20 protein-coding genes are annotated in these 24,167 nt (G+C 65.4%); 4 read left to right on the top strand and 16 right to left on the bottom strand.

The annotated features are described in order from the left end of the window. Positions 1–37: 37 nt before the first annotated feature. The 6 genes from AC5Y2L_RS16135 to AC5Y2L_RS16160 form a co-directional block, all read right to left on the bottom strand. Complete coding sequence (locus tag AC5Y2L_RS16135) at positions 38–1,045, bottom strand: VWA domain-containing protein (RefSeq protein WP_499936800.1); 1,008 nt, start codon at positions 1,043–1,045, stop codon at positions 38–40. Beyond that, positions 1,042–1,995 carry a DUF58 domain-containing protein gene (locus AC5Y2L_RS16140; RefSeq protein WP_499936798.1) on the bottom strand — a complete coding sequence of 318 codons (954 nt, stop codon included), beginning with the start codon at positions 1,993–1,995 and terminating at the stop codon, positions 1,042–1,044. Before AC5Y2L_RS16140 ends, AC5Y2L_RS16135 begins: the two co-directional genes overlap by 4 nt. Continuing rightward, positions 1,992–3,113: a chaperone MoxR1 gene (gene moxR1, locus AC5Y2L_RS16145; protein ID WP_499936796.1), complete on the bottom strand. Its 1,122-nt coding sequence runs from the start codon at positions 3,111–3,113 to the stop codon at positions 1,992–1,994. The genes AC5Y2L_RS16140 and moxR1 overlap by 4 nt, the downstream gene beginning before the upstream one ends. 162 nt (positions 3,114–3,275) lie before the next feature. Further along, positions 3,276–4,016, bottom strand: coding sequence for an NlpC/P60 family peptidoglycan endopeptidase RipB (gene ripB / locus AC5Y2L_RS16150; RefSeq protein WP_499936795.1), 741 nt, complete (start codon positions 4,014–4,016; stop codon positions 3,276–3,278). A gap of 9 nt (positions 4,017–4,025) precedes the next feature. Next, positions 4,026–5,453: an NlpC/P60 family peptidoglycan endopeptidase RipA gene (gene ripA, locus AC5Y2L_RS16155; RefSeq protein ID WP_499936793.1), complete on the bottom strand. Its 1,428-nt coding sequence runs from the start codon at positions 5,451–5,453 to the stop codon at positions 4,026–4,028. Positions 5,454–5,689: 236 nt separating this feature from the next. Beyond that, positions 5,690–6,229, bottom strand: a complete 540-nt coding sequence (locus AC5Y2L_RS16160) for an Rv1476 family membrane protein (RefSeq protein WP_499936792.1) — start codon at positions 6,227–6,229, stop codon at positions 5,690–5,692. A 498-nt stretch (positions 6,230–6,727) separates the two neighbouring features. On the opposite strand from AC5Y2L_RS16160, the gene AC5Y2L_RS16165 reads away from it, so the two are divergent. Together AC5Y2L_RS16165 and AC5Y2L_RS16170 are read left to right on the top strand one after the other, a co-directional pair. Next, entirely contained in the window at positions 6,728–9,550 is a 2,823-nt protein-coding gene (locus tag AC5Y2L_RS16165) for an aconitate hydratase (RefSeq protein WP_499936790.1), read from the top strand. Positions 9,551–9,560: 10 nt separating this feature from the next. Then, positions 9,561–10,124 (top strand): TetR/AcrR family transcriptional regulator, encoded by a 564-nt coding sequence (locus AC5Y2L_RS16170; protein ID WP_499936788.1) that lies wholly within the window; start codon positions 9,561–9,563, stop codon positions 10,122–10,124. A gap of 64 nt (positions 10,125–10,188) precedes the next feature. Here the strand turns inward: AC5Y2L_RS16170 and AC5Y2L_RS16175 are convergent, their stop codons facing one another. From AC5Y2L_RS16175 to trxA, 4 genes are all read right to left on the bottom strand, one after another. Next, positions 10,189–10,392 carry a helix-turn-helix domain-containing protein gene (locus tag AC5Y2L_RS16175; RefSeq protein ID WP_499936786.1) on the bottom strand — a complete coding sequence of 68 codons (204 nt, stop codon included), beginning with the start codon at positions 10,390–10,392 and terminating at the stop codon, positions 10,189–10,191. A 102-nt stretch (positions 10,393–10,494) separates the two neighbouring features. Then, positions 10,495–12,123, bottom strand: coding sequence for an ABC-F family ATP-binding cassette domain-containing protein (locus tag AC5Y2L_RS16180; protein WP_499936784.1), 1,629 nt, complete (start codon positions 12,121–12,123; stop codon positions 10,495–10,497). An 18-nt stretch (positions 12,124–12,141) separates the two neighbouring features. Then, complete coding sequence (locus AC5Y2L_RS16185; protein ID WP_499936782.1) at positions 12,142–12,951, bottom strand: enoyl-CoA hydratase; 810 nt, start codon at positions 12,949–12,951, stop codon at positions 12,142–12,144. 37 nt (positions 12,952–12,988) lie between these two features. Continuing rightward, positions 12,989–13,348, bottom strand: coding sequence for a thioredoxin (trxA, locus tag AC5Y2L_RS16190; RefSeq protein ID WP_499936780.1), 360 nt, complete (start codon positions 13,346–13,348; stop codon positions 12,989–12,991). Between the two features lie 354 nt (positions 13,349–13,702). Between trxA and AC5Y2L_RS16195 the strand changes: the two genes are divergently transcribed. Next, on the top strand, positions 13,703–15,535 hold the full coding sequence (locus tag AC5Y2L_RS16195) for an acyl-CoA dehydrogenase (protein WP_499936778.1): 1,833 nt from the start codon (positions 13,703–13,705) through the stop codon (positions 15,533–15,535). A 72-nt stretch (positions 15,536–15,607) separates the two neighbouring features. Then, positions 15,608–16,393 carry a DUF5666 domain-containing protein gene (locus AC5Y2L_RS16200; protein WP_499936776.1) on the top strand — a complete coding sequence of 262 codons (786 nt, stop codon included), beginning with the start codon at positions 15,608–15,610 and terminating at the stop codon, positions 16,391–16,393. A 6-nt stretch (positions 16,394–16,399) separates the two neighbouring features. On the opposite strand, the gene AC5Y2L_RS16205 is transcribed toward AC5Y2L_RS16200, so the two are convergent. From AC5Y2L_RS16205 to sufB, 6 genes are read right to left on the bottom strand one after another with little or no spacing between them, the layout of a single operon-like run. Next, positions 16,400–16,747, bottom strand: a complete 348-nt coding sequence (locus AC5Y2L_RS16205; RefSeq protein ID WP_499936775.1) for a metal-sulfur cluster assembly factor — start codon at positions 16,745–16,747, stop codon at positions 16,400–16,402. Continuing rightward, a complete protein-coding gene (gene sufU, locus AC5Y2L_RS16210) occupies positions 16,722–17,189 on the bottom strand; it encodes a Fe-S cluster assembly sulfur transfer protein SufU (protein ID WP_499936857.1) in 468 nt (155 codons plus the stop codon). Before sufU ends, AC5Y2L_RS16205 begins: the two co-directional genes overlap by 26 nt. 16 nt (positions 17,190–17,205) lie before the next feature. Next, positions 17,206–18,459: a cysteine desulfurase gene (locus AC5Y2L_RS16215; protein ID WP_499936773.1), complete on the bottom strand. Its 1,254-nt coding sequence runs from the start codon at positions 18,457–18,459 to the stop codon at positions 17,206–17,208. A 2-nt stretch (positions 18,460–18,461) separates the two neighbouring features. After that, on the bottom strand, positions 18,462–19,298 hold the full coding sequence (gene sufC / locus AC5Y2L_RS16220) for a Fe-S cluster assembly ATPase SufC (protein WP_499936771.1): 837 nt from the start codon (positions 19,296–19,298) through the stop codon (positions 18,462–18,464). Beyond that, a complete protein-coding gene (sufD, locus tag AC5Y2L_RS16225; RefSeq protein ID WP_499936770.1) occupies positions 19,295–20,485 on the bottom strand; it encodes a Fe-S cluster assembly protein SufD in 1,191 nt (396 codons plus the stop codon). Before sufD ends, sufC begins: the two co-directional genes overlap by 4 nt. Next, a complete protein-coding gene (sufB, locus tag AC5Y2L_RS16230) occupies positions 20,485–24,144 on the bottom strand; it encodes an intein-containing Fe-S cluster assembly protein SufB (protein WP_499936768.1) in 3,660 nt (1,219 codons plus the stop codon). Before sufB ends, sufD begins: the two co-directional genes overlap by 1 nt. Between the last annotated feature and the right edge of the window lie 23 nt (positions 24,145–24,167).

Consider the following 24,167-nt stretch of genomic DNA (forward strand, 5'->3'; position numbering starts at 1 on the left):
ATTTACAGCCTCGGCAACTTATTGGTCCTGGCTGGCGTCAGTTGGGCAGGCGTCGGTTGATCAACAGCGCCGCCAACGCGGCCAGCGCCAGCACCAACGAACCCAGCCGCAGCCAGCCGACACTGGCGTCGCCCTTGATGGTTTCGTAGCCGATCTGCTGCTGCAACGTGGAGTAAACCTGCTTCAGCTCCTGCAGGCTCGCGGCGTTGTACGAATTTCCACCCGACAGCTGGGCGACCTTTTTCATCGTCTCGTCGTCGACGGGCACCGGCTGGTGCTGGCCGTTGATCTCGACGAACCCGTACGGCGTGCCGAACGAGATCGTGGAGATCGGCACGCCCTGGTCCTTGGCGGTGCGCGCCGCGGTGTAGGCGCCTTTGGGCTGGTCCGGGTTGGTCGGCATGGTCTCCTTGCCGTCGGAGAACAAGACGATGTGCGCCGGGGGCGGGGTGTCGCCGCCGCCGATCACCGCGCCGACCGTCGCGATGGCCTGCAGGGCGGTGAAGATGGCCTCCCCGGTGGCGGTGCGGTCGGCGAACTGCAACTTGTCCAGGCCGGCCTTGGTGGCGGTCCGGTTCGTCGTCGGCTGCACCAGCACCGTCGCGGTGCCCGCGTAAGCGATGAGCCCGAGGTTGATGCCCGGGGTCAGCTCATCGGCGAACTGCTTGGCGGCCTCCTGCGCGGCGGTCATCCGGTTGGGTGCGACGTCGGTGGCGCGCATCGACTGTGACACGTCGATCACCAGCATCACCACCGCGCGGTTGCGGGGTATCTGGATGTCGGTCGTCGGCCCCGCCATCGCGATCGTGAACAGCAGCAATGACAACACCAGCAGGATCGCCGGCACGTGCCGCCACTGGTTGGGCCGCTTGGGGGCGACGCTGTCCAGCAACTCGGTGTTGGCGAACCGCAGCATCCGCCGGTGACGGGCCAGCTGCATCAGCACGTACAGGGCGGCGATGCCCACGACGACCAAAAGGAACAGGAAATACCACGAGTGCGCGAAGCCGGACAGCGTCATCGGTCCGAGCAGCGGCAGCGTCACTGGCGTCCCGCCAACGCACCCCGCCTCCGGGACTCCACGAAACGGACGATGTCGGCGATCCAGTCCCGGTCGGTGCGCAGCGTCAGCAGCGGCGCGCCGCAGCTGCGCAGCGTGCGCGCCACCTCGGCGCGGTGCGCTGCGGCGGCCCTGGCGAAGTCGTCACGCAATTGCGCGTCGATGGTGTACTCGCGGGTGACTCCGGTTTCGGCGTCCTGCAGGACGACCTCACCGACGTCGGGAAGCTCCACGTCACGTGGGTCGAGCACCTCGATGCCGAGCACCTCGTGTCGTCCGGCGATCGCGCGCAGCGGCCGGGTCCAGTTGATCGGGCCCAGGAAGTCGCTGATGATGACCGCCATTCCGCGGCGGCGCTGAGGCCGGCGGAGCGCGTCGATGGTCCTCCCCAGGTCACCGCGCACTCCCGGCGGCGCCTTGGGCATGGTCGCGATGGTGCGCAGCAGCGTGTGCTGGTGCTGGCGCCCGCTACGGGCCGGTACCCGGGTGATGGTCGCGCCGTTGTCGATCAGCGCGCCGAACCGGTTACCGCCACCACTGTTGAGGAAGTTGATCGCGGCCGCCGCCGCCACCGCGAGGTCGCGTTTCTCGCAGAACGCGGTGCCGAAGTCCAGGCTGGCCGACAGGTCGACAACCAGCCAGGTCTCCAGTTCGCGGTCGGCGATCATCTGCCGGACATGCGGATGGGTGGTGCGCGCGGTCACCGACCAATCCATCCGGCGCACGTCATCCCCGGGCTGGTAGAGGCGTGACTCCCCCGGCTCGGAACCGGGACCCGGAATCAGGCCCAGGTGATCGCCATGCAGGACGCCGTCGAGCTTGCGGGTGACGGTCAGCTCGAGGGTGCGTAGCGCTGCCGCCAGCTTCGGGTCGTCGATGTCACCGCGCTGCATCGACGGCGGATGAACCACCGCCGGCGTCTTGGATTCTGTCACCGACCGGCGACGGTAGCGGCGGTCGCGGTCTGCATCACCGGACTCACCGAATGCCCTTGCTGCGGAACGGCATTGATCTGCGGCATGGCGACGGTCTGCAAGACCCGGTTGATGACGATCTCCGACGAGATTTCGTCGGCGAGCGCGTCATAGGTGAGCACCAACCGGTGGCGTAGCACGTCGGGAATGACGTCGACGACATCCTGCGGAATGACGTAGTCGCGACCCCGCACCAGCGCCAGCGAGCGCGCGGAGGCGATGATGCCCAGCGACGCGCGCGGCGACGCTCCGAACGCGACCCAGCTCTTGACGTCGGTCATGCCGAGCTGCTCGGGATTGCGGGTGGCGAAGACGACCCGCACCACATAGTCGACCAGCGCGTGATGCACGAAGTTGTTTGCCGCGATGTCCTGCAGCCGCACCAGGTCACCGGTGGTCAGGATCTGTTTGGGCTCCGGCGGCCGCACACCCATCCGGTAGATGATCTCCCGCTCTTCCTCCGGCGAGGGGTAACCGACGTTGATCTTGAACAGGAAGCGGTCGCGCTGCGCCTCCGGCAGCGGGTAGACGCCCTCGTGCTCGATCGGGTTCTGCGTCGCCATCACCAGGAACGGGTTGGGCAATGCAAAATCCTTGCCGCCGATGGACACCTTGCGTTCCTGCATGACCTCCAGCAATGCCGACTGCACCTTTGCCGGGGCGCGGTTGATTTCGTCGGCCAGCAGGAAGTTGGCCACCACCGGACCGAGCTCGGTGTCGAACTCTTCGCGGCCCTGCCGGTAGATGCGGGTACCGATGATGTCGGTCGGCACCAGGTCCGGGGTGAACTGGATACGGGAGAACGTCCCGCCGACCACGCGGGCGAAGGTCTCCACCGCCAGCGTCTTGGCCACGCCGGGAACACCCTCGAGCAACACATGGCCCTTGGACAGCAGCCCGACCAGCATTCGCTCCACGAGCTGGTCCTGCCCGACGATGATCCGCTTGACCTCGAAGATGGCCCGCTCCAGCGTGTGTACCTCGGCGGCCAGGCCGTCAGCACTTCCCGACGGTGCCTCATGGGCGCCCGCGCCCGGGTAACCGCCGGCGCCCGGGGGCAACCCACCTGCTGATGTCATCAACACCCTCCACAGCTCATTCAGACACGACTGCTGACTAGACCCAATGTCGCGGGGCAGCGGCGTGCCCGCGTCCAACTATTCCAGGCCGCTGGGATTCCGTCGACGCCACCGTTCCCGCTCGGCCACCCGGCCCGGCCAGTCGAACCCCGGGCCGCCTGGTCAGTACTCGATGATCCGGGTCAGAAACGGCGTCATACCGGGCTTGCGCACCGGGCTGATGGTGACCTTGCCAGCCAGGCTGGAGGCCTCCAGCATCTGGCCGTTACCCAGGTACAGCGTGACGTGCTGGGTGCCGTTCGGCCCGTAAAAGATCAGGTCACCGCGTCTGGCCTCGTTCGGCGGGATGTGGCGGCCGGCGTTGTACTGGTCGCCGGAGAATCGCGGGATCAGCACGCCGACCCCGGCGAAGGCGTAGCGCATCAGCCCCGAGCAGTCGAATCCGGTGATGTTGGCGCCGTCGCCGACGCCCTTGCTCGGGCCCTCCAGCGAGCCACCGCCCCACGAATACGGGACGCCCATCTGCGAGCCGGCCCGCCGGATCACGTACTCGATGGCCTGGCGGCCGTTGGCCCGGGGGATCCGGCTGGGGCTGGTGCTCTCGGCGGCCGGGGTGCCGCCGAGGTTGATGCCGAGCCCGCCGAGGAACTGCTTACCCAAGTCGAGTGTGGTCTGGGTGGCCTGCGCCGTGGCCTGCAGCGAGGCGTTGGCGACAGCGAGCGGATCTCCGGGAGCCCCGGCGCTGACCGTGGCCGGCAGCGTGGGATCCCACGGGCCCGGGTCGGCGTTTGCCGGCACCGCCGGCGCGGCGAGAGCCAACAGCAGCCCGGTCACGACGGTGGTGATCCAGGCCAGGTTGATCGAGCGAACCAGGTTGATCAAACGAAAAGGTCTGCGGCACATAGCTCCTCGTCAGAAATCGATGTAGCGGACCACGAAGGGCGTCATGCCGCTGGTGCGCACCGGCGCCACCCGCACCTTCAAGCCGACGTCGGGAGCCTCGAGCATCTGGCCGTCGCCGAGGTAGATGGTCACGTGCTGGCTGCCGCCCGGGCCGTAGAAGATGACGTCTCCGCGGCGCATCTGCGCCGACGGGATCTTGCGGCCCATGTTGTACTGCGAACCCGAGTAGTGCGGCAGCTTGATGCCCACCCCGGCGAACGAGTACAGGACCAGGCCCGAGCAGTCGAAGCCGGTGATGTTGGCGCCGGAGTCGATGCCCTTGCTGGGGCCGGCCGCGTTGCCGCCACCCCAGGAGTAGGGCACCCCGATCTGCGACATACCGCGCCGGATCACATATTCGGAGGCTTGCCGCCCATAGACCCGCGGAATCCGGCTCGGGCCGGTAGCCGCATTGGTGATGCCCGTGTCGTTGGGCTTGAGGATGCCCAGCTGCTGCAGGAAGTTGCGCCCCATTTGCGCGGTGACCTGAGTGGACGTGGCCGACACACCCAACACCTGGTTGATCACCGCGATCGGGTCGCCGGGAACGTTGGCGCTGGGAATCGCCGGCAACGTGGGATCCCAGGCGCCGTCCCAGGTGCGGCCGCCGCCCGGAGGCGGCCCCCCGGGCGCGCCGGGGTCCCAACGGTCGCCCGATACCGGAACGGTCCCGCCCCCAGCCGACCAGCGGGCGGCTTCCAGCCTGGCCTGTGCGGCATCACGTTCGGCGGCCAGGCGATTGACCTGCTCACGTTGCTGGTCGAACTTGCGTTGGGTTTCGAGCAGTGCCTTGACCGCGGCGTCTTGGCTGGCCTTGGCATCGGCGGCGGCCTTGTCGGCCTTCTGCTTGGCCAGTCGCGCCGCGGACTCCTTGTTCACCTGTTCGGTCCGGGCGCGCATCAGGTTGGCCATCATCGTCTGGGAACTGGCCGTGAGAGTCTGCGCGGCGGCCGCAGCGGCGATGATCTCGTCGGGGTTCTTGGCGGTCAGGTAACTTCCCGGCGGGCCGCCCATGTAGGTAGCCGCCGCGAAGCGGCTAAGCCGGCGTTGAGCAGCGGCGATGGCCGTGTTCGCGTCTTTGACCGACTCCTGGCTGGCTGCGAGCTCGCGCTCGGCGGCGCTGACGTTGTCGCGTGCGGTTTCCACATCGACCAGGGCCTTGTTCACGCTTTGTTGTTCGGTCTGGACTTCGGCGCTCAGGTCTTCCAGCCGCTGGTTGGCCCGCGCGACCTCGGCGATCAGCGCGCCCATCGTGTCGGCACCCGGATCGGCTGAGGCCAGTCCGGGCGTCAGCCCCGCCGTGCACGCCAGCAGGGCGACACTCAAGATCGACGGAACGGCCGGCCGCACCAACCTTGCGGCTGATCGCCGGACGCAGCCACGACGGGTCCGTCTCATTCGCAGGTCTCCTACGGCCTAATCCATACGGGCGGCGCAGGTCACATTTTTCACACAAAGCGCCAAAGACAACATCAGCATCATTTGCACCGTACGTCACATCTGAGACCGTGGAAACGCGCGTCACCAACTGCGTTCTGGACGTGCGTTTAATGTGACCGAATAGTGATCTAAGCGGTTTGCCGCACGAATTGGCGGCGCTCGCCAGAAGGGGCGGCGGAGACCGATAGCCGCGGTTAGGCGTCCTGGGCGGGCTCTGCCACGTCCGTGTCCGCGGGCTGCGTGGAGGTTGCTGGCCGCCTACTGCGCAGTTGCATGAATCGGGTGCCGACGGCCGCGGCGAGGACCCCGACCAGCAGCAGAATCGTCAATCCCGTCCAGGGAAACTCCGGGGTTTCCAGCTCGTGCAAAAAGTTGTTCGCCGACTGCACCGGATTGCCCGTCTTGGAGTGGTCTTCTCCTGCCTCGAGCGTTACGCGCGGGTAATGCGTGCTGTAGCTGCCGACGAAGTTCGGGCTGAGGGTCAATACCGTGGCGTCCGGGTAGTCGGCGCCAACCACGGTCGAGATGTCCCGCAGCGGTGTGTCATTGGGCGGGTTGTGGTCGAGCAGCACGATCTTGAGATTGATGCCCTCGGCGTGCGCCTTGTCGAGGACCTGCAGCAGCCCGGGCATGGCTTCTGGCGGCGCGCTGACACCGCTGGCCTTCACCTGAGCCTTGATCAGGTTCATGTCCACGTCTTGCGGAATGTAAAGCGGCAGCATGTGCCCGGTCATACACGCACCGTACGCGAGTGCCCCGGGCCTGCCGCCAAGGCCGTGCCATCGTGGATCGCTTTCTGCGCGATGACTCCGGGCATTGGGCGTGCATCCTGGGCTTTGCGTGTGAATCCTTGGCTTCCGGCGTGAATCCTGGGTGGAAAATCGCGCCGATCCCCGCCCTGTACTCACGACGAAAGCCCTCACTTCACAACGAACGCCCTCACTTCACAACGCAAGCGCTATCTGCCCATCCCCCGTCCCGGGGACGGGCTGACGGCCGATGCGCCGCCCACATACCGGTCGATTCGCGCAGCATGCAATTGCCGAGAGACTCACTCGCGCTGCGGCGCGCTGGCTCCAGGCTGACGAGCCAATCGAAGGGCTTTCCATGCACGCCCGACGCGACAAGACTGAAGTATTGGGTGCCGCTTATTACAGGACAAGCGTACTGTTAAAGTAGCACTGCCCCGTCGACCAGCCCGTCGGCGGCAGAACTCAATCCCGGGAGTTGATGTGACCAGCAAAGATTCGGTGAACTCGTTCGGAGCCCGCGACACCCTCGAGGTCGGCGACAAGAGTTACCAGATCTATCGTCTCGACGCCGTCCCCAACACCAAGAAACTCCCGTACAGCCTGAAGGTGCTGGCCGAGAACCTGCTGCGCAACGAGGACGGCAGCAACATCACCAAAGAGCACATCGAGGCCATCGCCAACTGGGATCCCGACGCAGAGCCCAGCATCGAGATCCAGTACACGCCGGCGCGCGTGGTGATGCAGGACTTCACGGGCGTGCCCTGCATCGTGGACCTGGCCACCATGCGCGAGGCCATCGCCGACTTGGGCGGCAAGCCGGAGAAGGTCAACCCGCTGGCGCCGGCGGACCTGGTGATCGACCACTCGGTGATCGCCGACCTGTTCGGCCGGGAGGACGCCTTCCAGCGCAACGTCGAGATCGAGTACCAGCGCAACGGTGAGCGCTACCAGTTCCTGCGCTGGGGGCAGGGCGCATTCGACGACTTCAAGGTGGTGCCGCCGGGCACCGGGATCGTGCACCAGGTGAACATCGAATACCTGGCGCGGGTGGTGATGGAACGCGACGGGGTGGCTTACCCCGACACCTGCGTGGGCACCGACTCGCACACCACGATGGTCAACGGCCTCGGGGTGCTCGGCTGGGGCGTGGGTGGCATCGAAGCCGAGGCCGCCATGCTCGGCCAGCCGGTGTCGATGCTGATCCCGCGGGTCGTCGGCTTCAAGCTGACCGGTGAGATCCAGCCGGCCGTCACCGCCACCGACGTCGTGCTGACCGTCACCGAGATGCTGCGAAAGCACGGCGTGGTCGGCAAGTTCGTCGAGTTCTACGGCGAGGGCGTGGCCGAGGTGCCGTTGGCCAACCGCGCCACACTCGGCAACATGAGTCCCGAATTCGGTTCCACCGCAGCCATTTTCCCGATCGACGAAGAGACCATCTCGTACCTGAAGTTCACCGGTCGCAGCGACGAACAGGTGGCGCTGGTCGAGGCCTACGCCAAAGAGCAGGGCATGTGGCATGACCCCAAGCACGAGCCCAAGTTCTCCGAGTACCTCGAGCTCGACCTGTCCGACGTGGTGCCGTCGATCGCCGGACCCAAGCGCCCGCAGGACCGCATCGCGCTGAAGGACGCCAAATCGACCTTCCGCGAACAGATTTGCGACTACGTCGGTGACGACCCGGACAAGAAGGAGTACTCCAAGCTCGACGAGCTGGTGGACGAGTCGTTCCCGGCCAGCGACCCGGGGCGAATTTCCAATGGCCACGCCGACGACCATGCGCAGAAGGTGGAATCGGCCGCCAAGCACGCCAAGGGCCGCGTGAGCAACCCGGTGCCGGTCAAGTCCGACGAACTCGGCGAATTCGTGCTCGACCATGGCGCGGTGGTGATCGCCGCCGTCACGTCATGCACCAACACCTCCAATCCCGAGGTGATGCTCGGGGCGGCCTTGTTGGCGCGCAACGCCGTGGAAAAAGGCCTGACCTCCAAGCCCTGGGTGAAGACGACCATGGCACCGGGCTCGCAAGTGGTCAACGACTACTACGACAAAGCCGGCTTGTGGCCGTACCTGGAGAAGCTCGGCTTCTACCTCGTCGGGTACGGCTGCACCACGTGTATCGGCAACTCCGGCCCGCTGCCCGAAGAAATCTCGAAGGCGGTCAACGACAACGATCTTTCGGTGGCCGCCGTGTTGTCCGGCAACCGCAATTTCGAGGGCCGCATCAACCCGGACGTGAAGATGAACTATCTGGCGTCTCCGCCGCTGGTGGTCGCCTACGCGCTGGCCGGCACCATGGATTTCGACTTCGACAGCGAGCCGCTGGGCACTGATAAAGACGGCAATGACGTCTTCCTGAAGGACATTTGGCCGTCGCAGAAGGATGTCTCGGACACCATCGCCTCGGCGATCAACCAGGAGATGTTCACCAAGAACTACGCCGACGTGTTCAAGGGCGACGAACGGTGGCGTAACCTGCCGACTCCGAGCGGCAATACCTTTGAGTGGGACCAGGATTCGACGTACGTGCGCAAACCGCCGTACTTCGAGGGGATGTCCGCGGAGCCGGAGCCGGTCAAGGACATCAAAGGCGCCCGGGTGCTGGCATTGTTGGGCGACTCGGTGACCACCGACCACATCTCCCCCGCCGGCGCCATCAAGCCGGGCACCCCAGCGGCGCAATACCTCGACGAGCACGGCGTCGAACGCAAGGACTACAACTCCTTCGGTTCGCGGCGCGGCAACCACGAGGTGATGATCCGCGGCACGTTCGCCAACATCCGGCTGCGCAACCAACTGCTGGACGACGTGGCCGGTGGCTACACCCGCGACTTCACTCAGGACGACGCTCCTCAGGCGTTCATCTATGACGCGGCGCAAAACTATGCGGCACAAGACATTCCGCTGGTGGTGCTGGGCGGCAAGGAATACGGCTCCGGGTCCTCGCGCGACTGGGCGGCCAAGGGCACGTTGCTGTTGGGTGTGCGCGCCGTGATCACCGAGTCGTTCGAACGCATCCACCGCTCCAACCTGATCGGCATGGGCGTCATCCCGCTGCAGTTCCCCGACGGCGAGTCCGCCGAGTCGCTGGGCCTGGACGGCACCGAAACCTTCGACATCACCGGCATCGAGGAGCTGAACAACGGCAAGACGCCCAAGACGGTGAAGGTCAAAGCGACAAAAGAGGGCTCGGACCCGATCGAGTTCGACGCCAAGGTGCGCATCGACACTCCCGGTGAGGCGGACTATTACCGCAACGGCGGCATCCTGCAGTACGTGCTGCGCAACATGCTGAAGTCCGGCTGACACCGGCCCCGTGCCCAAGGTCAGCGAGGACCATCTGGCGGCTCGCCGCCGTCAGATCCTCGACGGCGCTCGCCGTTGCTTCGCCGAATACGGCTATGACAAGGCGACGGTTCGGCGTCTCGAGAAAGCGATCGGAATGTCGCGTGGGGCGATCTTCCACCACTTCCGGGACAAGGACGCGCTGTTTTTCGCGCTGGCGCACCAGGATGCGGAGCGCATGGCCGACGTCGCGTCCCGCGAGGGCCTGATCCAGGTGATGCGCGACATGCTCGCCGCGCCCGAGGAGTTCGACTGGTTGGCCACGCGGTTGGAGATCGCCCGCAAGCTGCGCAACGACCCCGAGTTCAGCCGCGGGTGGGCGGAACGGTCGGCGGAGCTGGCGGCGGCGACGACCGATCGGCTGCGCAGGCAGAAGGAAGCCCATCGGGTACGCGACGACGTTCCCGGCGACGTGTTGCAGTGCTATCTGGAACTCGTGCTCGACGGGTTGGTGGCCCGGCTGGCGTCCGGCGAGGACCCACAGCGGCTTACCGCTGTTCTGGACCTAGTCGAAAACTCGGTGCGGCGCCACTGATTTCGCTGGCGAGCAGACGCAAAGTCGCCCAAAACAGCCCCGATTTGGGCGATTTTGCGTCTGCTCAGCGGGCACGGGAAACGTGATTGGGGCCGCCGCGGCCGCGCAACGTAGTACCCGACTCGAGCAGCATGCTGTGAACCGACCCGTAAGATCTGCCGGTGCTGGCCACCAGCTTGCGGATGCTGGCGCCGCCTTCATAGGCGTTGCGCAACTCGTGCAACAACTGATCGCGTGTCTTCTTCGACTTCTTGGTTGGGTTTCGCACGGGCCCCTCCACGCTTCGACACGATCGGCAAGCACTTAGCGTAAGAACCCGCGGTCGATAGCGCGGGGCTTTTGCCGAAATGGTTTGCGGCTCCGCGAATAATCAGGCCAGCTCGATGAGATCCCGGTACTCGTCGGACCAATAGTCCTCGGTACCGTCGGGCAATAGCACGACGCGCTGGGGGTCCAGCGCCTCGGCCGCCCCAGGATCGTGGGTCACCAGCACCACCGCGCCACGATAGCTGCGCAGCGCATCCAGCACCTGCTCACGCGAGGCGGGGTCGAGATTGTTGGTCGGCTCGTCGAGCAGCAAGACATTGGCGGTGGACGCGACCAGGCCGGCCAGCGCGAGGCGGGTTTTCTCTCCGCCGGACAACGTACCCGCGGGTTGGTCGAGCTGCGGGCCGCTGAACATGAACGCCCCGAGTAGCCCGCGCAGATCCTGTTCGCCGGAATCGGGTGCGGCGTGCCGGATGTTCTGCCAGACGGTCGCGTCATTGTCCAGCGTGTCGTGCTCCTGCGCGAAATAGCCGATCCGCAAACCATGTCCGGGTTCGAACACTCCGGTGTCGGGCGTCTCGACACCGGCCAGCAGGCGCAACAGGGTGGTCTTGCCCGCGCCGTTGAGTCCCAGCACCACTACCCGCGAGCCGCGGTCGATAGCCAGATCGACATCGGTGAAGACTTCGAGTGATCCGTACGACTTGCTCAGGCCCTGGGCCACCAGCGGGGTGCGCCCGCACGCGGCCGGCGTCGGGAACTTGATGCGGGCCACCTTGTCCGCGACCCGCTCTTCGTCGAGTGCGGCCATCATCCGGTCGGCGCGGCGCAGCATGTTTTGCGCCGCAACGGCTTTGGTGGCCTTGGCACCCAGTTTGGCGGCTTGGGTGCGCAGCGCCGCCGCCTTGCGTTCGGCGTTGGCGCGTTCCCGACGGCGACGGTGCTCGTCGGTTGCCCGGGCGTCGAGGTATTTCTGCCAGCCCATGTTGTAGATGTCGACCTCACCGCGCACGGCGTCGAGATACCAGACCCGATTCACGACATCGGCGATCAAGTCGACGTTATGGCTGATCACCACCAGCCCCCCGGTATGGCTCCGCAAAAAATCCCGAAGCCAGCCAAGCGAATCCGCGTCGAGGTGGTTGGTCGGCTCGTCGAGCAGCAGTGTCGTGGACGATCCGGCGCCGCTGTCGGACGCCGCGAACAGAATGCGCGCCAGCTCCACCCGGCGACGCTGACCGCCGGACAGGGTGCGCAGTTGCTGCGTGAGCACCCGCTCGGGCAGGCCGAGGCTGGCGCAGATGCGGCCCGCTTCGCTTTCGGCGCCGTAGCCGCCCAGGGCGACGAAACGTTCCTCGAGCTGGCCGTAGCGGCGGATCGCGCGATCGCGTGCGTCGTCGTCGGCGACCTCGGCCATCAGCGCCTGCTGCTTTTCCAGATCGGTCAACAGCACGTCCAACCCACGGGCCGACAACACCCGGTCGCGCGCCAGCACGTCGAGGTCGCCCTCCTTGGGATCCTGTGGCAGGTAACCGATTTCGCCGATTCGGCTGACAGATCCCGCATACGGTTCGGTTTCACCGGCCAGAATGCGCAGCGTGGTGGTCTTGCCGGCGCCGTTGCGGCCGACCAGCCCGATGCGGTCGCCCGGCTGCACCCGCAGGGCCGGCCCGTCCGCGGACAGCAGGATGCGCGCACCAGCGCGGACCTCCAGGTCCGTAGCCGTGATCACGATCCAGCTCCTGTTGCACTATTTGTCGTCGGTGAATACCGGCGGCCGTCGTTCCGCACGCGCGGCAACCGCTTCTTCGAAGTTGGCGGTGAGCAGACGGACGAAAAGCTGACCCAAGCCTTCGGCTTGCATGTGCCCTTCCAGGCTACCGGCGTCCAGTCCACTCCACAGTGTGCGTTTGGTCAACTCGATTCCCGGGCGGGAGAACATCGCGATCCGGGCCGCGATGGCATAGCAGGTGTCCAGCAGCTGGGCTTCCGGCACCTGATTCGACACCAGTCCGATCCGTTCGGCCTCCTCGGCGCTGACATCACGACCGGTCAGCATGATCTCGAACGCGCGTGAGGACCCGATGGCTCTGGGCAGCAGGTAGCTGAGCCCCAGCTCGCTGGCGGTCAGCCCGTTGTTGATGCCGGCGGCCCGAAAATAGGCGGTCGTCGAGGCCACCCGGATGTCTGCGGCCAGCGCCAGGCACAGCCCGCCGCCGATGGCTGGGCCGTTGACCGCGGCGATCACCGGCTGATGCAGCCGCCGCAGCGCCAGGATGACCTCGTCGAGTAGCTCCATGGACCGCAGCGCATACGTCGGCCTGGTCAGACCTTCGACGTTGGGCACCGTGCCCGCGGACTTGTGATCGGCCCCAGAGGAGAATCCCCGGCCGGCCCCGGTCAGCACCACCACTCGGACGGAATTGTCGTACGTGACCTGCTCCAGGGCCTCTTTGAGCGGCACCATGACGTCAAACGCCATCGAGTTCATCCGCTCGGGCCGGTTGAGGGTTATCAGTGCGACCCCGGGGCGCGGGTGTTCGACGAGGACCAGATTCACGATAGAAAGGTAGCGCGCCGCCTAAGACGGCGCTGGGTCAGACTTCTCGGGGTTCTTGTGCTTCGGCGGCGTCCACGTCGAAAGCCTTGACCTGCTGTACCAGATCCTCCAGCGCTGCCGGCGGCAGCGCGCCGGGCTGGTTGAACAGCAGCTTGCCCTTCTTGAAGGCCATCAGCGTGGGAATGGACCGGATCTGGGCCGCCGCGGCCAGCTGTTGTTCGGCCTCGGTATTGACCTTGGCGTGCACCACGTCGGGATGCTTCTGCGACGACGCCTCGAACGTCGGCGCGAATGCTCGACACGGGCCGCACCAGGAGGCCCAAAAGTCGACCAGCACGATGTCGTTGCTGTTGATCGTGTCGTTGAACTGCTCAGCAGTGAGATCTTGGGTAGTCACCTCTCGGTAACGCAGCGCGACGACCTTATTGTTCCCGGCCCGCCGCGGGGGGCGTAGACCGACGCCGGCTTACCCGCCACGCCTGGTGGGCTGGGAGATCTTTGCCGTGGTGGCCGTCTTCGGATCGCCGGCATGAGCAAACCTGCTGCGGCACAACGTCTTAGCTTAAAGATCCGGCTCTGCTATGGCGAGGCGGTTGGACGAACACCGCGACGTGGCAGTCCGCAGAACCACACTTCGGCTCCACGGAGTTTTGCGAGTGCTCAGCGCCATCTCCGCAGGTTACGGTTGCGTACGTTTTCCCGAGTCGACCACACTGAGTGCGCTGAATTTCCGCCGGTGGAGGGAACCACATTGGGCCACTACATTGCCAACGTGCGCGATCTCGAGTTCAACCTGTTCGAGGTTCTTGATATCGGCGCCGTCCTGGGCACCGGAGCGTACAGCGAGCTGGACGCCGACACGGTCCGCACCATCTTGGCCGAATCCGCTCGCCTGGCCGAAGGACCGATCGCCGAGTCGTTCGCCTCGGCAGACCGCAATCCCCCGGTATTCGACCCGTCGACGCACAGCATCAGCGTGCCCGACGGCGAATTGGTCAAGTCGGTCGAGGCGATCAAAGAGGCCGGCTGGTGGCGGTTGGGCCTGCCCGAGGAGATCGGTGGCATCGCCGCACCGCCGCCGCTGACCTGGGCGGTCAACGAAATGATCTACTGCGCCAATCCCTCGGCGTGCTTCTTCCTGCTTGGCCCGCCGATGGCCCGCGCACTTTACATCGAGGGTAATGAACAGCAAAAGCGTTGGGCGGCAGAAGGTTTGGAGCGCGGCTGGCAGGCCACCATGGTGCTCACCGAGCCCGACGCGGGTTCTGACGTAGGCGCCGGCCGGACCAAGGCCATCCAGCAGCCCGATGGCACCTGGCACATCGAGGGAGTGAAACGGTTCATCTCCGGCGGAGACGTCGGCGACACTGCGGAGAACATCTTTCACCTGGTGCTGGCCCGGCCCGAAGGCGCCGGTCCCGGAACCAAGGGTTTGAGCCTGTTCTACGTTCCGAAGTATCTTTTCGATCCCGACACTTTCGAACTTGGTTCCCGCAACGGGGTTTTCGTCACCGGACTGGAACACAAGATGGGCCTGAAGTCCTCGCCGACGTGCGAATTGACTTTCGGCGCAACCGATGTGCCCGCGGTCGGCTACCTGGTGGGCGACGTGCACAACGGCATCGCGCAGATGTTCACCGTGATCGAGAGCGCCCGGATGACGATCGGGGTCAAGGCCTCCGGCACGCTATCCACCGGCTACTTGAACGCTCTGGCCTATGCCAAGGAGCGGATCCAAGGCGCCGACCTGACTCAGATGACCGACAAGACCGCACCGCGAGTCACCATCATGCACCACCCCGACGTGCGCCGCAGTCTGATGACGCAGAAGGCCTACGCCGAGGGCCTGCGGGCACTGTATCTGTATGCGGCGGCACACCAGGACAACGAAGTAGCACAACGGGTTTCGGGCGCCGGCCCGGACATGGCGCACCGCGTCGACGACCTGCTGCTGCCCATTGTCAAAGGCGCCAGTTCGGAACGGGCCTTTGAGATTCTGACCGAATCGCTGCAGACGCTGGGTGGCTCGGGCTTCCTGACCGACTACCCGATCGAGCAGTATTTGCGCGACTCCAAGATCGACTCGCTCTATGAAGGCACCACCGCCATCCAGGCGCTGGACTTCTTCTTCCGCAAGATCGTGCGCGACCACGGCCAGGCGCTGCAGCATGTGACGGCCCAGATCACCCACAGCATCGACAACGCTCACGAGTCGCTGAAGCCGCAAGTCGAGCTCCTGCAAGCCGCCCTGGAGGATGTCACCGCGATGACGGGCGCCCTCACCGGCTACCTGATGTCTGCGGCCGAACACCCCACCGATATATACAAGGTCGGCCTCGCCTCGGTGCGGTACCTGCTGGCCGTCGGCGACCTGCTGATCGGCTGGCGGCTGCTGGTGCAGGCCGATATCGCGCGGGCCGCACTGGAGAGCGGGCCATCCGAGCACGACCAGGCGTTCTACCAGGGCAAGATCGCGACCGCCGGGTTTTTCGCGAAGAACATGTTGCCCAGGCTGACGTCGGTGCGCGCCATCATCGAGTCGATTGACGACGAAATCATGCGCCTCCCCGAGGAAGCGTTCTGAACGCACAGACTACGCACAGCTCCATGGAGTAAACCCGATCGTCGAGACCAACTCACGAACGGAGAAACGTTGATGGCTGTCATATCGGCGCAGCTGAACCGGGCCGCGATCCTGGCGGTGACAGGTGCCCTATCGCTTTCCCTGGCGGCGTGCAGCTCGACGAGCAACCCGCCCAGCGCGACGTCGTCAGCGGGCACCACCGCAGGCTCCCCGTCGGCAACCACACCGACGACGAGCGCGCCAACGACGCCCGGCGGTGAAGCCCGCGTCAGCGGACTAATCGCGTCGGTGTCGGGTGAATCCGCTCAGGTCACCCAGAAAAGCGGCAACGCGACGGTCAACTTCACCGGCACGACCAAGGTCACCGAGGTCAGCCGGGCACAACTGACCGACGTCACCCCTGGTAGCTGTGTCAGCATCCGGTCGGTGCACGGGTCTCACGGCGGCAAACCGATCACGGCCGCGACCGTGCGGGTGAGCCCCGCCACCGATGGCAAATGCCCGACGGCCAAGGAGTCCGGGCCGGATTCGACGCCTACGCCGCCGTCCGGCTCGCCGACGCCGTCAACCACTCCGTCTACGCCTCCAAGCAGGAAACCCGACGTCGCCGGTACCGTCGCCTCCGTCTCGGGAAGCACCATCAACGTCACGAGCACCGACACCAACGGCAACCCGACGCAAACTGCCGTCTCGGTCGACGACAAGACCAAGTACACAAAGCAGGCCCCAGCCGACACGAAGGCCATCGCTCAGGGCAAATGCATGACGGCCAAAGGCACCAAGGACGGTGGCGGCGCGTTGCAGGCGACGACGATCACCCTGCGGCCGGCCACCAACGGCAAATGCGGGCGCGACTAGCTGAACTCAGACGGTGAAGCCGAGGGCGCGTAGCTGCTCGCGCCCGTCCTCGGTGATCTTGTCCGGACCCCACGGCGGGTTCCACACCCAATTGATGCGAATGTCGTCGACTAGACCGCTACCCACCAACGCGCTGCGCGACTGGTCTTCGATGACGTCGGTGAGCGGGCAGGCCGCCGACGTCAGGGTCATGTCGATCAGCGCGACGGTCCCCTCCTCGGCCTCTTCCACGTTCAAGCCGTAGACCAGCCCTAGGTCGACGACATTGATGCCGAGTTCGGGGTCGACGACGTCGCGCATCGCCTCTTCGACGTCGGCGAGCAATTCCTCATCCGGTGCGGTGGTTTCGCTCATCGGTCACCTCCTCCAAGGCGTGGCTGGCTTGGACCAACGCATCCTTGAACGCCATCCAGCCAAGTAATGCGCATTTGACGCGGGCGGGATATTTGGCCACTCCCGCGAACGCTACTCCGTCGCCCAGGACTTCCTCGTCGCCTTGGACGTTTCCCCGCGAGGACACCATTTCGGTGAACGCCTCGATGGTCTTCAGCGCCTGCGGCACGCGCTGACCGATCACCTGCTGAGCGAGCACCGACGTCGAGGCCTGGCTGATCGAACAGCCCTGTCCGTCGTAGGAGACGTCGGTGACGCGGGCGCCGTCGTCAGACAACGCGACCCGCAGGGTGACCTCGTCGCCGCATACCGGATTGACGTGAAAAACTTGCGCGCCGAACGGTTCTCGCAAGCCCCGATGCTGCGGATGCTTGTAGTGGTCGAGGATCACGTCCTGATACATCTGTTCCAGGCGCACGTCAGGCTCTCCCGAAGAAGTCCAGGGCACGCCGCACACCGGCCACCAGGCGATCGACCTCGTCGAGGGTGTTGTACACCGCGAACGATGCGCGTGCGGTGGCGGCCAGGCCGAACCTGCGGTGCAGCGGCAGTGCGCAGTGATGCCCGACCCGCACGGCGACGCCGTCGTCGTCGAGCACCTGACCCACGTCATGCGCGTGCACGCCGTCGACGACGAACGCCACCGGCGAGCCACGGTTTTCCAGCGACGCCGGGCCAATGACGCGGACACCGTCGATGCCGGACAGGCCCTTCAAGGTGGCGGCCACCAACTCACGTTCGTAGGATTCCACCGCCTCCATGCCGATGGCGCCCAGATACCGTGCCGCCGCGGCCAACCCGACGACCTGGGAAGTCATCGGGGTGCCGGCCTCGAAACGTTGGGGCGGCGGCGCGTAGGTCGAGCTTTCCATCGCGACCGTTTCGATCATGGAACCGCCGGTGAGGAATGGCGGCATCGCTTCCAAAAGCTCGCGACGGCCGTAGAGCACGCCGATCCCGTTGGGCCCCAGCATCTTATGCCCAGAGAACGCGGCGAAGTCGACGTTCAGCGTGTGCAGGTCCACCGGGCGGTGCGGCACCGACTGGCAGGCGTCCAACACCGTGAGCGCACCCACTTCCCTGGCGCGCGAGACCAGTTCCTCCAGCGGCGCGTGGACGCCTGTGACGTTCGAATGATGGCTGAATGCAACGACTTTGACGCGTTCGTCCAGTTGCAGCGAGTCCAAGTCGATGCGACCGTCGTCGGTGACGCCGTACCAGCGCAACGTGGCGCCGGTGCGCCGGGCCAGCTCCTGCCACGGGACCAGGTTGGCATGGTGTTCGAGTTCGGTGGTGACAATGACGTCGCCGGGCCCGACGGCGCGCTGGAAGCGGTTGTCCCCCAGCGCATACGAGACCAGGTTGAGCGACTCGGTGGCGTTCTTGGTGAACACCAGCTCCTCAGCGTCGGCGCCGACGAACGCGGCGATGTCGGCGCGGCCCTGTTCGTAGGCGTCGGTGGCCTCTTCCATCAGCTGATGCGCGCCGCGGTGCACCCCGCCGTTGGAAGTGGTCAGGAACTCGCGCTCGGCGTCCAGCACCTGCAGGGGACGCTGCGACGTTGCGCCGGAATCCAGATACGCCAACTGTTTTCCGCCACGCATGACACGCTTGAGGATCGGGAAATCGGCGCGGATCGCTGCGATATCGAGCGGCGTGACAGAGGCAGACATGGTTATGCCCCGGTTGCCGCCGTCCGCGGCGATCGCAAGCTCGGCGAAGCCGAGCGCAGCGGGTCGCCGCCATCAGCCTGCGTAAAGCGCACGTAGCCGTTCTGTTCGAGTTCGTCGGCCAGCTCCGGGCCGCCGGATTCGGCGATGCGGCCGCCGACGAAGACGTGGACGTATTCCGGGTGGATGTAGCGCAGGATGCGGGTGTAGTGGGTGATCAGCAGGATGCCGCCGTGCTCGGCTTGGGCGTAGCGGTTCACCCCCTCGCTGACCACGCGCAACGCGTCGACGTCCAGGCCGGAGTCGGTCTCGTCGAGAACGGCGATCTTGGGCTTGAGCAGTTCCAGCTGGAGGATTTCGTGCCGCTTCTTCTCGCCGCCGGAGAAACCTTCGTTGACATTGCGTTCGGCGAAGGCGGGGTCGATGTCGAGGCCGGCCATCGCGGACTTGACTTCTTTGACCCAGTGCCGAAGTTTCGGCGGCTCACCCCGAATGGCCGTGGCCGCCGAGCGCAGAAAGTTCGACACCGACACACCCGGCACCTCGACGGGGTACTGCATGGCCAGGAACACGCCTGCCCGTGCGCGCTCGTCGACGCTCATCGCCAGCAGATCGGCGCCGTCCAGGGTGATCGAGCCCGAGGTCACCCGGTATTTGGGATGGCCGGCGATGGCGTACGACAGCGTGGATTTGCCGGAGCCGTTGGGGCCCATCAACGCATGCGTCTCACCGGATTTCACGGTCAGGTCGACGCCGTTGAGGATGGGAATTTCGCGCTCCCCATCGGCGGCGTTGGGATTTTCGACGCTGACGTGCAGGTCTTTGATTTCCAATGTGGTCATAAGGTTGTCGATCTCGATTCCGTTATTTCCAGTTCGTGCTCGATGGCAGCGGTCAGGCGTTCCCGGACTTCCGGGACCGCAATCTTGGCGATGATCTCGCCGAAGAATCCACGCACCACCAGTCGGCGGGCCTGTTCTTCGGGGATGCCGCGGGAACGTAGGTAGAACAATTGCTCGTCGTCGAAACGTCCGGTGGCGCTGGCGTGTCCGGCGCCGACGATCTCGCCGGTCTCGATCTCCAAGTTGGGCACCGAGTCGGCGCGCGCGCCGTCGGTGAGCACCAAGTTGCGGTTCACCTCGAAAGTGTCGGTACCGGTGGCCTCGGCGCGGATCAGCACGTCACCCACCCAGACGGTATGGGCGTCGGGCAAGTGCGACGCCGGATCTCCTTGCAGCGCACCTTTGTACAGCACATTGGACCGGCAATCCGGCCGGGCGTGGTCGACCAGCAGCCGCGACTCGAGGTGCTGGCCGTCGTCGGCGAAATACAGTCCCAGCAACTCGGCGTCGCCACCTGGGGCATCGAAACGCACGTTGGCCGTCATCCGCACCACCTCGCCGCCGAGTGTGACGGCGACGTGCCGCAGCAGCGCGTCCTTGCCGAGCTTTGCGTGATGTGCGCTGAGATGAACCGCGTCGTCGGACCAGTCAGCGATCCACACCACGGTGAGCCGGCCGGCGTCGGCGACCACGAATTCAAGGTTGTCGGCGTAGGTTCCGCTCCCGCGGTGGTCCACGACGACGACGGCCTCGGCGAGTTCCTCCACCCGAATCTGCAGATGACCGTAGGCCACCGCGCCTGGGCCCGGCCCGGTTACGGTGACGTTCACCCGTTCGTGGGCCTGCGTGGCCCGCTCGACGGTGACCACCGTCGCGGAGTTGAACGACGAAAACGCTTGAGCGGCAACCCGATCGGCGGGCACACCGCCCTGGCCTAGGCGCTCGTCGCCGCGTCGCACGGTCTCGGTTCGCACGCCAGGGTGTTCGCTGACGGTTATCTGGGCGCTGCCGGAGGCCCGTGCGGAGCCGTCGTGCAGGCCACGCAACCGCTTGAGCGGAGTGAAGCGCCAGAGCTCGTCGCGGCCGTGCGGAACCTCGAAGGCGTCGACGTCGAAGGAGGCGAACAGCTCGCCCTTGTTGGCAGCGGCGAGTGACGAACCCTCAACCGCTGCAGTCAATTCCGTCACTAGCCGACCGCGCCTTCCATCTGCAGCTCGATCAGCCGGTTGAGCTCCAGCGCGTACTCCATGGGGAGTTCCTTGGCGATCGGCTCGACAAAGCCACGCACCACCATCGCCATCGCCTCGTCCTCGGTCAGTCCGCGGCTCATCAGGTAGAAGAGCTGGTTCTCGCTGACCTTCGACACGGTGGCCTCGTGACCCATCGTGACGTCGTCCTCGCGGATGTCGACGTACGGGTAGGTGTCACTGCGGCTGACCGTATCGACCAGCAGCGCATCGCATTTCACGCTCGACCTGGAACCGTGCGAGCCCTTGTTCACCTGGACCAGGCCGCGGTAGGAGGTGCGGCCGCCACCGCGGGCCACCGACTTGGACACGATGTTGCTTGACGTGTTCGGCGCCAGGTGCAGCATCTTGGCGCCGGTGTCCTGGTGCTGGCCTTCGCCGGCGAACGCCACCGACAGCACTTCGCCCTTGGCGTGCTCGCCGGTCATCCAGACCGACGGATACTTCATGGTCACCTTGGACCCGATGTTGCCGTCGACCCACTCCATGGTCGCGCCGGCCTCGGCCCGGGCCCGCTTGGTGACCAGGTTGTAGACGTTGCTCGACCAGTTCTGGATCGTGGTGTAACGAACGCGCGCATGCGGTTTCACGATGATCTCGACCACTGCGGAGTGCAGTGAGTCCGACTTGTAGATAGGCGCGGTGCAGTTGTGCACGGCGAATCCGTAGGCGAGGTAGCTGTCTGGCGCCTCTACATCGAGGTTGTATACCGGCTCATGTGCCTCACGCACTGCGCGCTTCTTGATCGGCACCGCGAAGTAGTCGCCACAGTCGCGGGCCTGCTTCGGCCCGTGGCCGCCTTCCGTCCACTGGACCTGGTAGATGTCCTTGCGCATGATGTTTCGGCCCTGGATTACACCGGGACCAGCTGGCCGGCGCAGCTCGACGGTAGCGTAGTGACCCAACCGCGCCAGGATCGACTGCAACTGGAAGGCCCAGACACGCGACGTCGTGTGCACGCGCTTCCATAGGGCGCCGCCTCTACGGATGACGTTGCCGTCGCCGTTCACATAGGCGTCGACCAGTTCGCGCAGGAAGATCTCGTCCTGACGCATCAAAAGGTCGGACAGCTTCTTGTGCGACGATCCGATGCCGACATTGTCGCGCATCGCGGCGTAGCCGGCCTTGGTGTAGACGGTGACGCGGGCCGAATGCTTGTGCTCTTCGATCAACACCGAGCCCAGCTTGTCGTACAGCGACTTGCACGCTTGACGCACGTCCTCGACGTACTCGAACTCGTCGCTGTGGAACGAGAAGATCAGCGATTCGCAGCCATTGGTCAGGCACGCGTGACCTTCGGCCAGGTAGTAGCCCGCCAGCCTGGCGAACTCCAACGGCAGAACCGTCTGGTGCGGGATCGGCTTCGGCTTGGGATAGATCAGGAAATCACCCTCGGCGACATCCTTCGCGGCGACCCAGCGCGGCTCGGTGGCACGCAGCTTGGCGCTATTTACCTCCGCCTTCCATCCGTTGCGCTCCTTTCGCGCGACCCGCACCTCGTCACGCGGAACGACCAGCAAGGGGTGTTCCGCGGTGACCGAGAACTTGTTGGCGGGCGACATCGGCGTGAAGGTGAACAGCTCGCCATTGAGATCGCGCACCTGTACCGCGGTAACGCGATGCGACCGTCCATCATGGCCGGTGACGTAGTCGCCCACGCGGATCGACTCGATGGGCCGCAGGTCGCCATCCGCCGTGGTGATCAGCTCGCCGGCCGGCAGGCAGCCCTCGACATAGTGCACGTAAGCGCCCTCGTCGGCGATGATTAGCGTCCGCTCGAACTGGCCCATGTTCTCGGTATTGATCCGGAAGTAAGCCTGCAGCGGGATGTCCACGTGCACGCCCGGCGGGACGTAAATGAAACTTCCACCACTCCAGACTGCGGTATTCAGCGCGGAGAACTTGTTGTCGCCAGCGGGGATAACGGTGCCGAAGTACTGCTTGAAGATTTCGGGATGCTCACGCAAACCCGTGTCAGTGTCCAGGAAGATGACGCCCTGGGCTTCAAGGTCTTCCCGGATCTGGTGGTAGACCACCTCGGAGTTATGGACAACCAGACCTTCGGCGATGAAGTTGTGCGGGCCGTCGACCTCAATGTCGTACACCGGCTCGACCGCATATGGCTCGATGGACTTGATCCGCTCGAAGCCAAGCCAATCGTTGCAATGCACCCGAATTGTCGTCCCGTGCGAGCTGTTGGACGAGTGCATAAACCGCCGGCGCCCGAAGCGATTCGTCCGCTTCAAGTTGCGGCAGCCGAGGCGCTCAAAATCACCGGAAATGCCCAGCCGCCAAGCAATTTGCATCCGTTCCGGAGCGTGCCGGTAAGGCTGGGTGAATGACCACGGCCCACCCGCACGGAGACCGGACAGTTCGGCTAGTTCGCGCGCCTGCTCGAGCAAAGCTTCGTTGGCACAGGTCAGCATTACCGAGCCACTACGGTCGGGTTGGACATATCCGTCGGCGTCGACCCAGCCACCGAGGAACGCCAGCCGCTGTTCAACTGGCAGCCCGTAGACCCAGTCCGGCACACGCTTCGTCAGCGAAAGACCTCCGAACCCCAGGGCAACGATCCACTCGGTCAGTGCCTTCGAGTTGACAACAATGCGGTATTCGTCGGCTTCTATGCACCGTAGGCCGAACAGTTCCTTGACGACACGGCCCACCTCGGCGCGCAGCTCGACATCCGTAGCCGGGATGGCGAACTGAACACGGTAGGTCCTCGTCGAGAGATGCAGGTTGCCATCGCCGATGTACAACCCCAGCAGCCACATCAGATCGACCGAACTGGTCTTTGGAGCCGTCAGTCCGGCGATCAGCGGAAGTTCGGCCGCTACACCGAATTCGGGCACAGCTCGCGGTACTGCGATGAAGTCACCGGCCTTGAGTTCGCCGACGGTGACCCAACGTCGGGCGTAGCGGGCACGCTGCCGGCCTTCCTTGCGCTCGTCGCGCAAAACCAGCATCGGATGGTTGTCCGTCGCGCGGATGCTGCGCCGCGTCGTCTTGACGGTGTAGGTCAACCGGGTGTCGGTCTGGGCTGACGCACGAACGGGGGCCACCACAAATCGCTCGGCATCCTCGTCGTAGGCGAACACGCGGTCGCCGTATTCGATCTCCTTGATCGGGACCTGGCCACGGTTGGCCGTCCACACCAGCGTGTCCCCTGCCAAGCATTCGTACTGAGCCGCCACGCCAGCCACCAACCGCTGCTTTTCGGCCTCAGGGATCCCCAGCCGGTCGTAGGTGTTTTTGATGTCTTCGGGCAAATCGTCCCAACTAGCCGCTTGCTTTTCAGTAGACCGCACGAAGTACTTGATGTTGTCGAAGTCGATGCCGCCGAGGTTGGAGCCCCACGTCGGCATCGGCTTGCGCTCGAAAATGCGCAGCGCCTTGAGCCGGTTGTTCAGCATCCACTCGGGCTCGTTCTTCTTCGCCGAGATATCCCGGACCACCGCCTCGGACAGCCCGCGCTGCGCGCTGGCACCTGCGACGTCGGAGTCCACCCAGCCATAGCCGTAGCGGCTCAGCGAGGCGATCGCCTCTGCCTGGGTCAGCGGCTCGGTGGCCGTCTTGCTGGCCTCTGGCGTCATGGTCATAGGGACGCTCCTTCGAGTTCGTC

This window comes from Mycobacterium sp. NGS66 (assembly GCF_059812225.1).

Excerpts from the sequence above, each read along its gene's own strand:
- moxR1 (WP_499936796.1), bottom strand. The coding sequence starts at position 3,113 with ATGACATCAGCAGGTGGGTTGCCCCCGGGCGCCGGCGGTTACCCGGGC.
- ripB (WP_499936795.1), bottom strand. The coding sequence starts at position 4,016 with ATGTGCCGCAGACCTTTTCGTTTGATCAACCTGGTTCGCTCGATCAAC.
- ripA (WP_499936793.1), bottom strand. The coding sequence starts at position 5,453 with ATGAGACGGACCCGTCGTGGCTGCGTCCGGCGATCAGCCGCAAGGTTG.
- AC5Y2L_RS16160 (WP_499936792.1), bottom strand. The coding sequence starts at position 6,229 with ATGACCGGGCACATGCTGCCGCTTTACATTCCGCAAGACGTGGACATG.
- AC5Y2L_RS16200 (WP_499936776.1), top strand. The coding sequence starts at position 15,608 with ATGGCTGTCATATCGGCGCAGCTGAACCGGGCCGCGATCCTGGCGGTG.
- AC5Y2L_RS16205 (WP_499936775.1), bottom strand. The coding sequence starts at position 16,747 with ATGAGCGAAACCACCGCACCGGATGAGGAATTGCTCGCCGACGTCGAA.
- sufU (WP_499936857.1), bottom strand. The coding sequence starts at position 17,189 with ATGTATCAGGACGTGATCCTCGACCACTACAAGCATCCGCAGCATCGG.
- AC5Y2L_RS16215 (WP_499936773.1), bottom strand. The coding sequence starts at position 18,459 with ATGTCTGCCTCTGTCACGCCGCTCGATATCGCAGCGATCCGCGCCGAT.
- sufC (WP_499936771.1), bottom strand. The coding sequence starts at position 19,298 with ATGACCACATTGGAAATCAAAGACCTGCACGTCAGCGTCGAAAATCCC.
- sufB (WP_499936768.1), bottom strand. The coding sequence starts at position 24,144 with ATGACCATGACGCCAGAGGCCAGCAAGACGGCCACCGAGCCGCTGACC.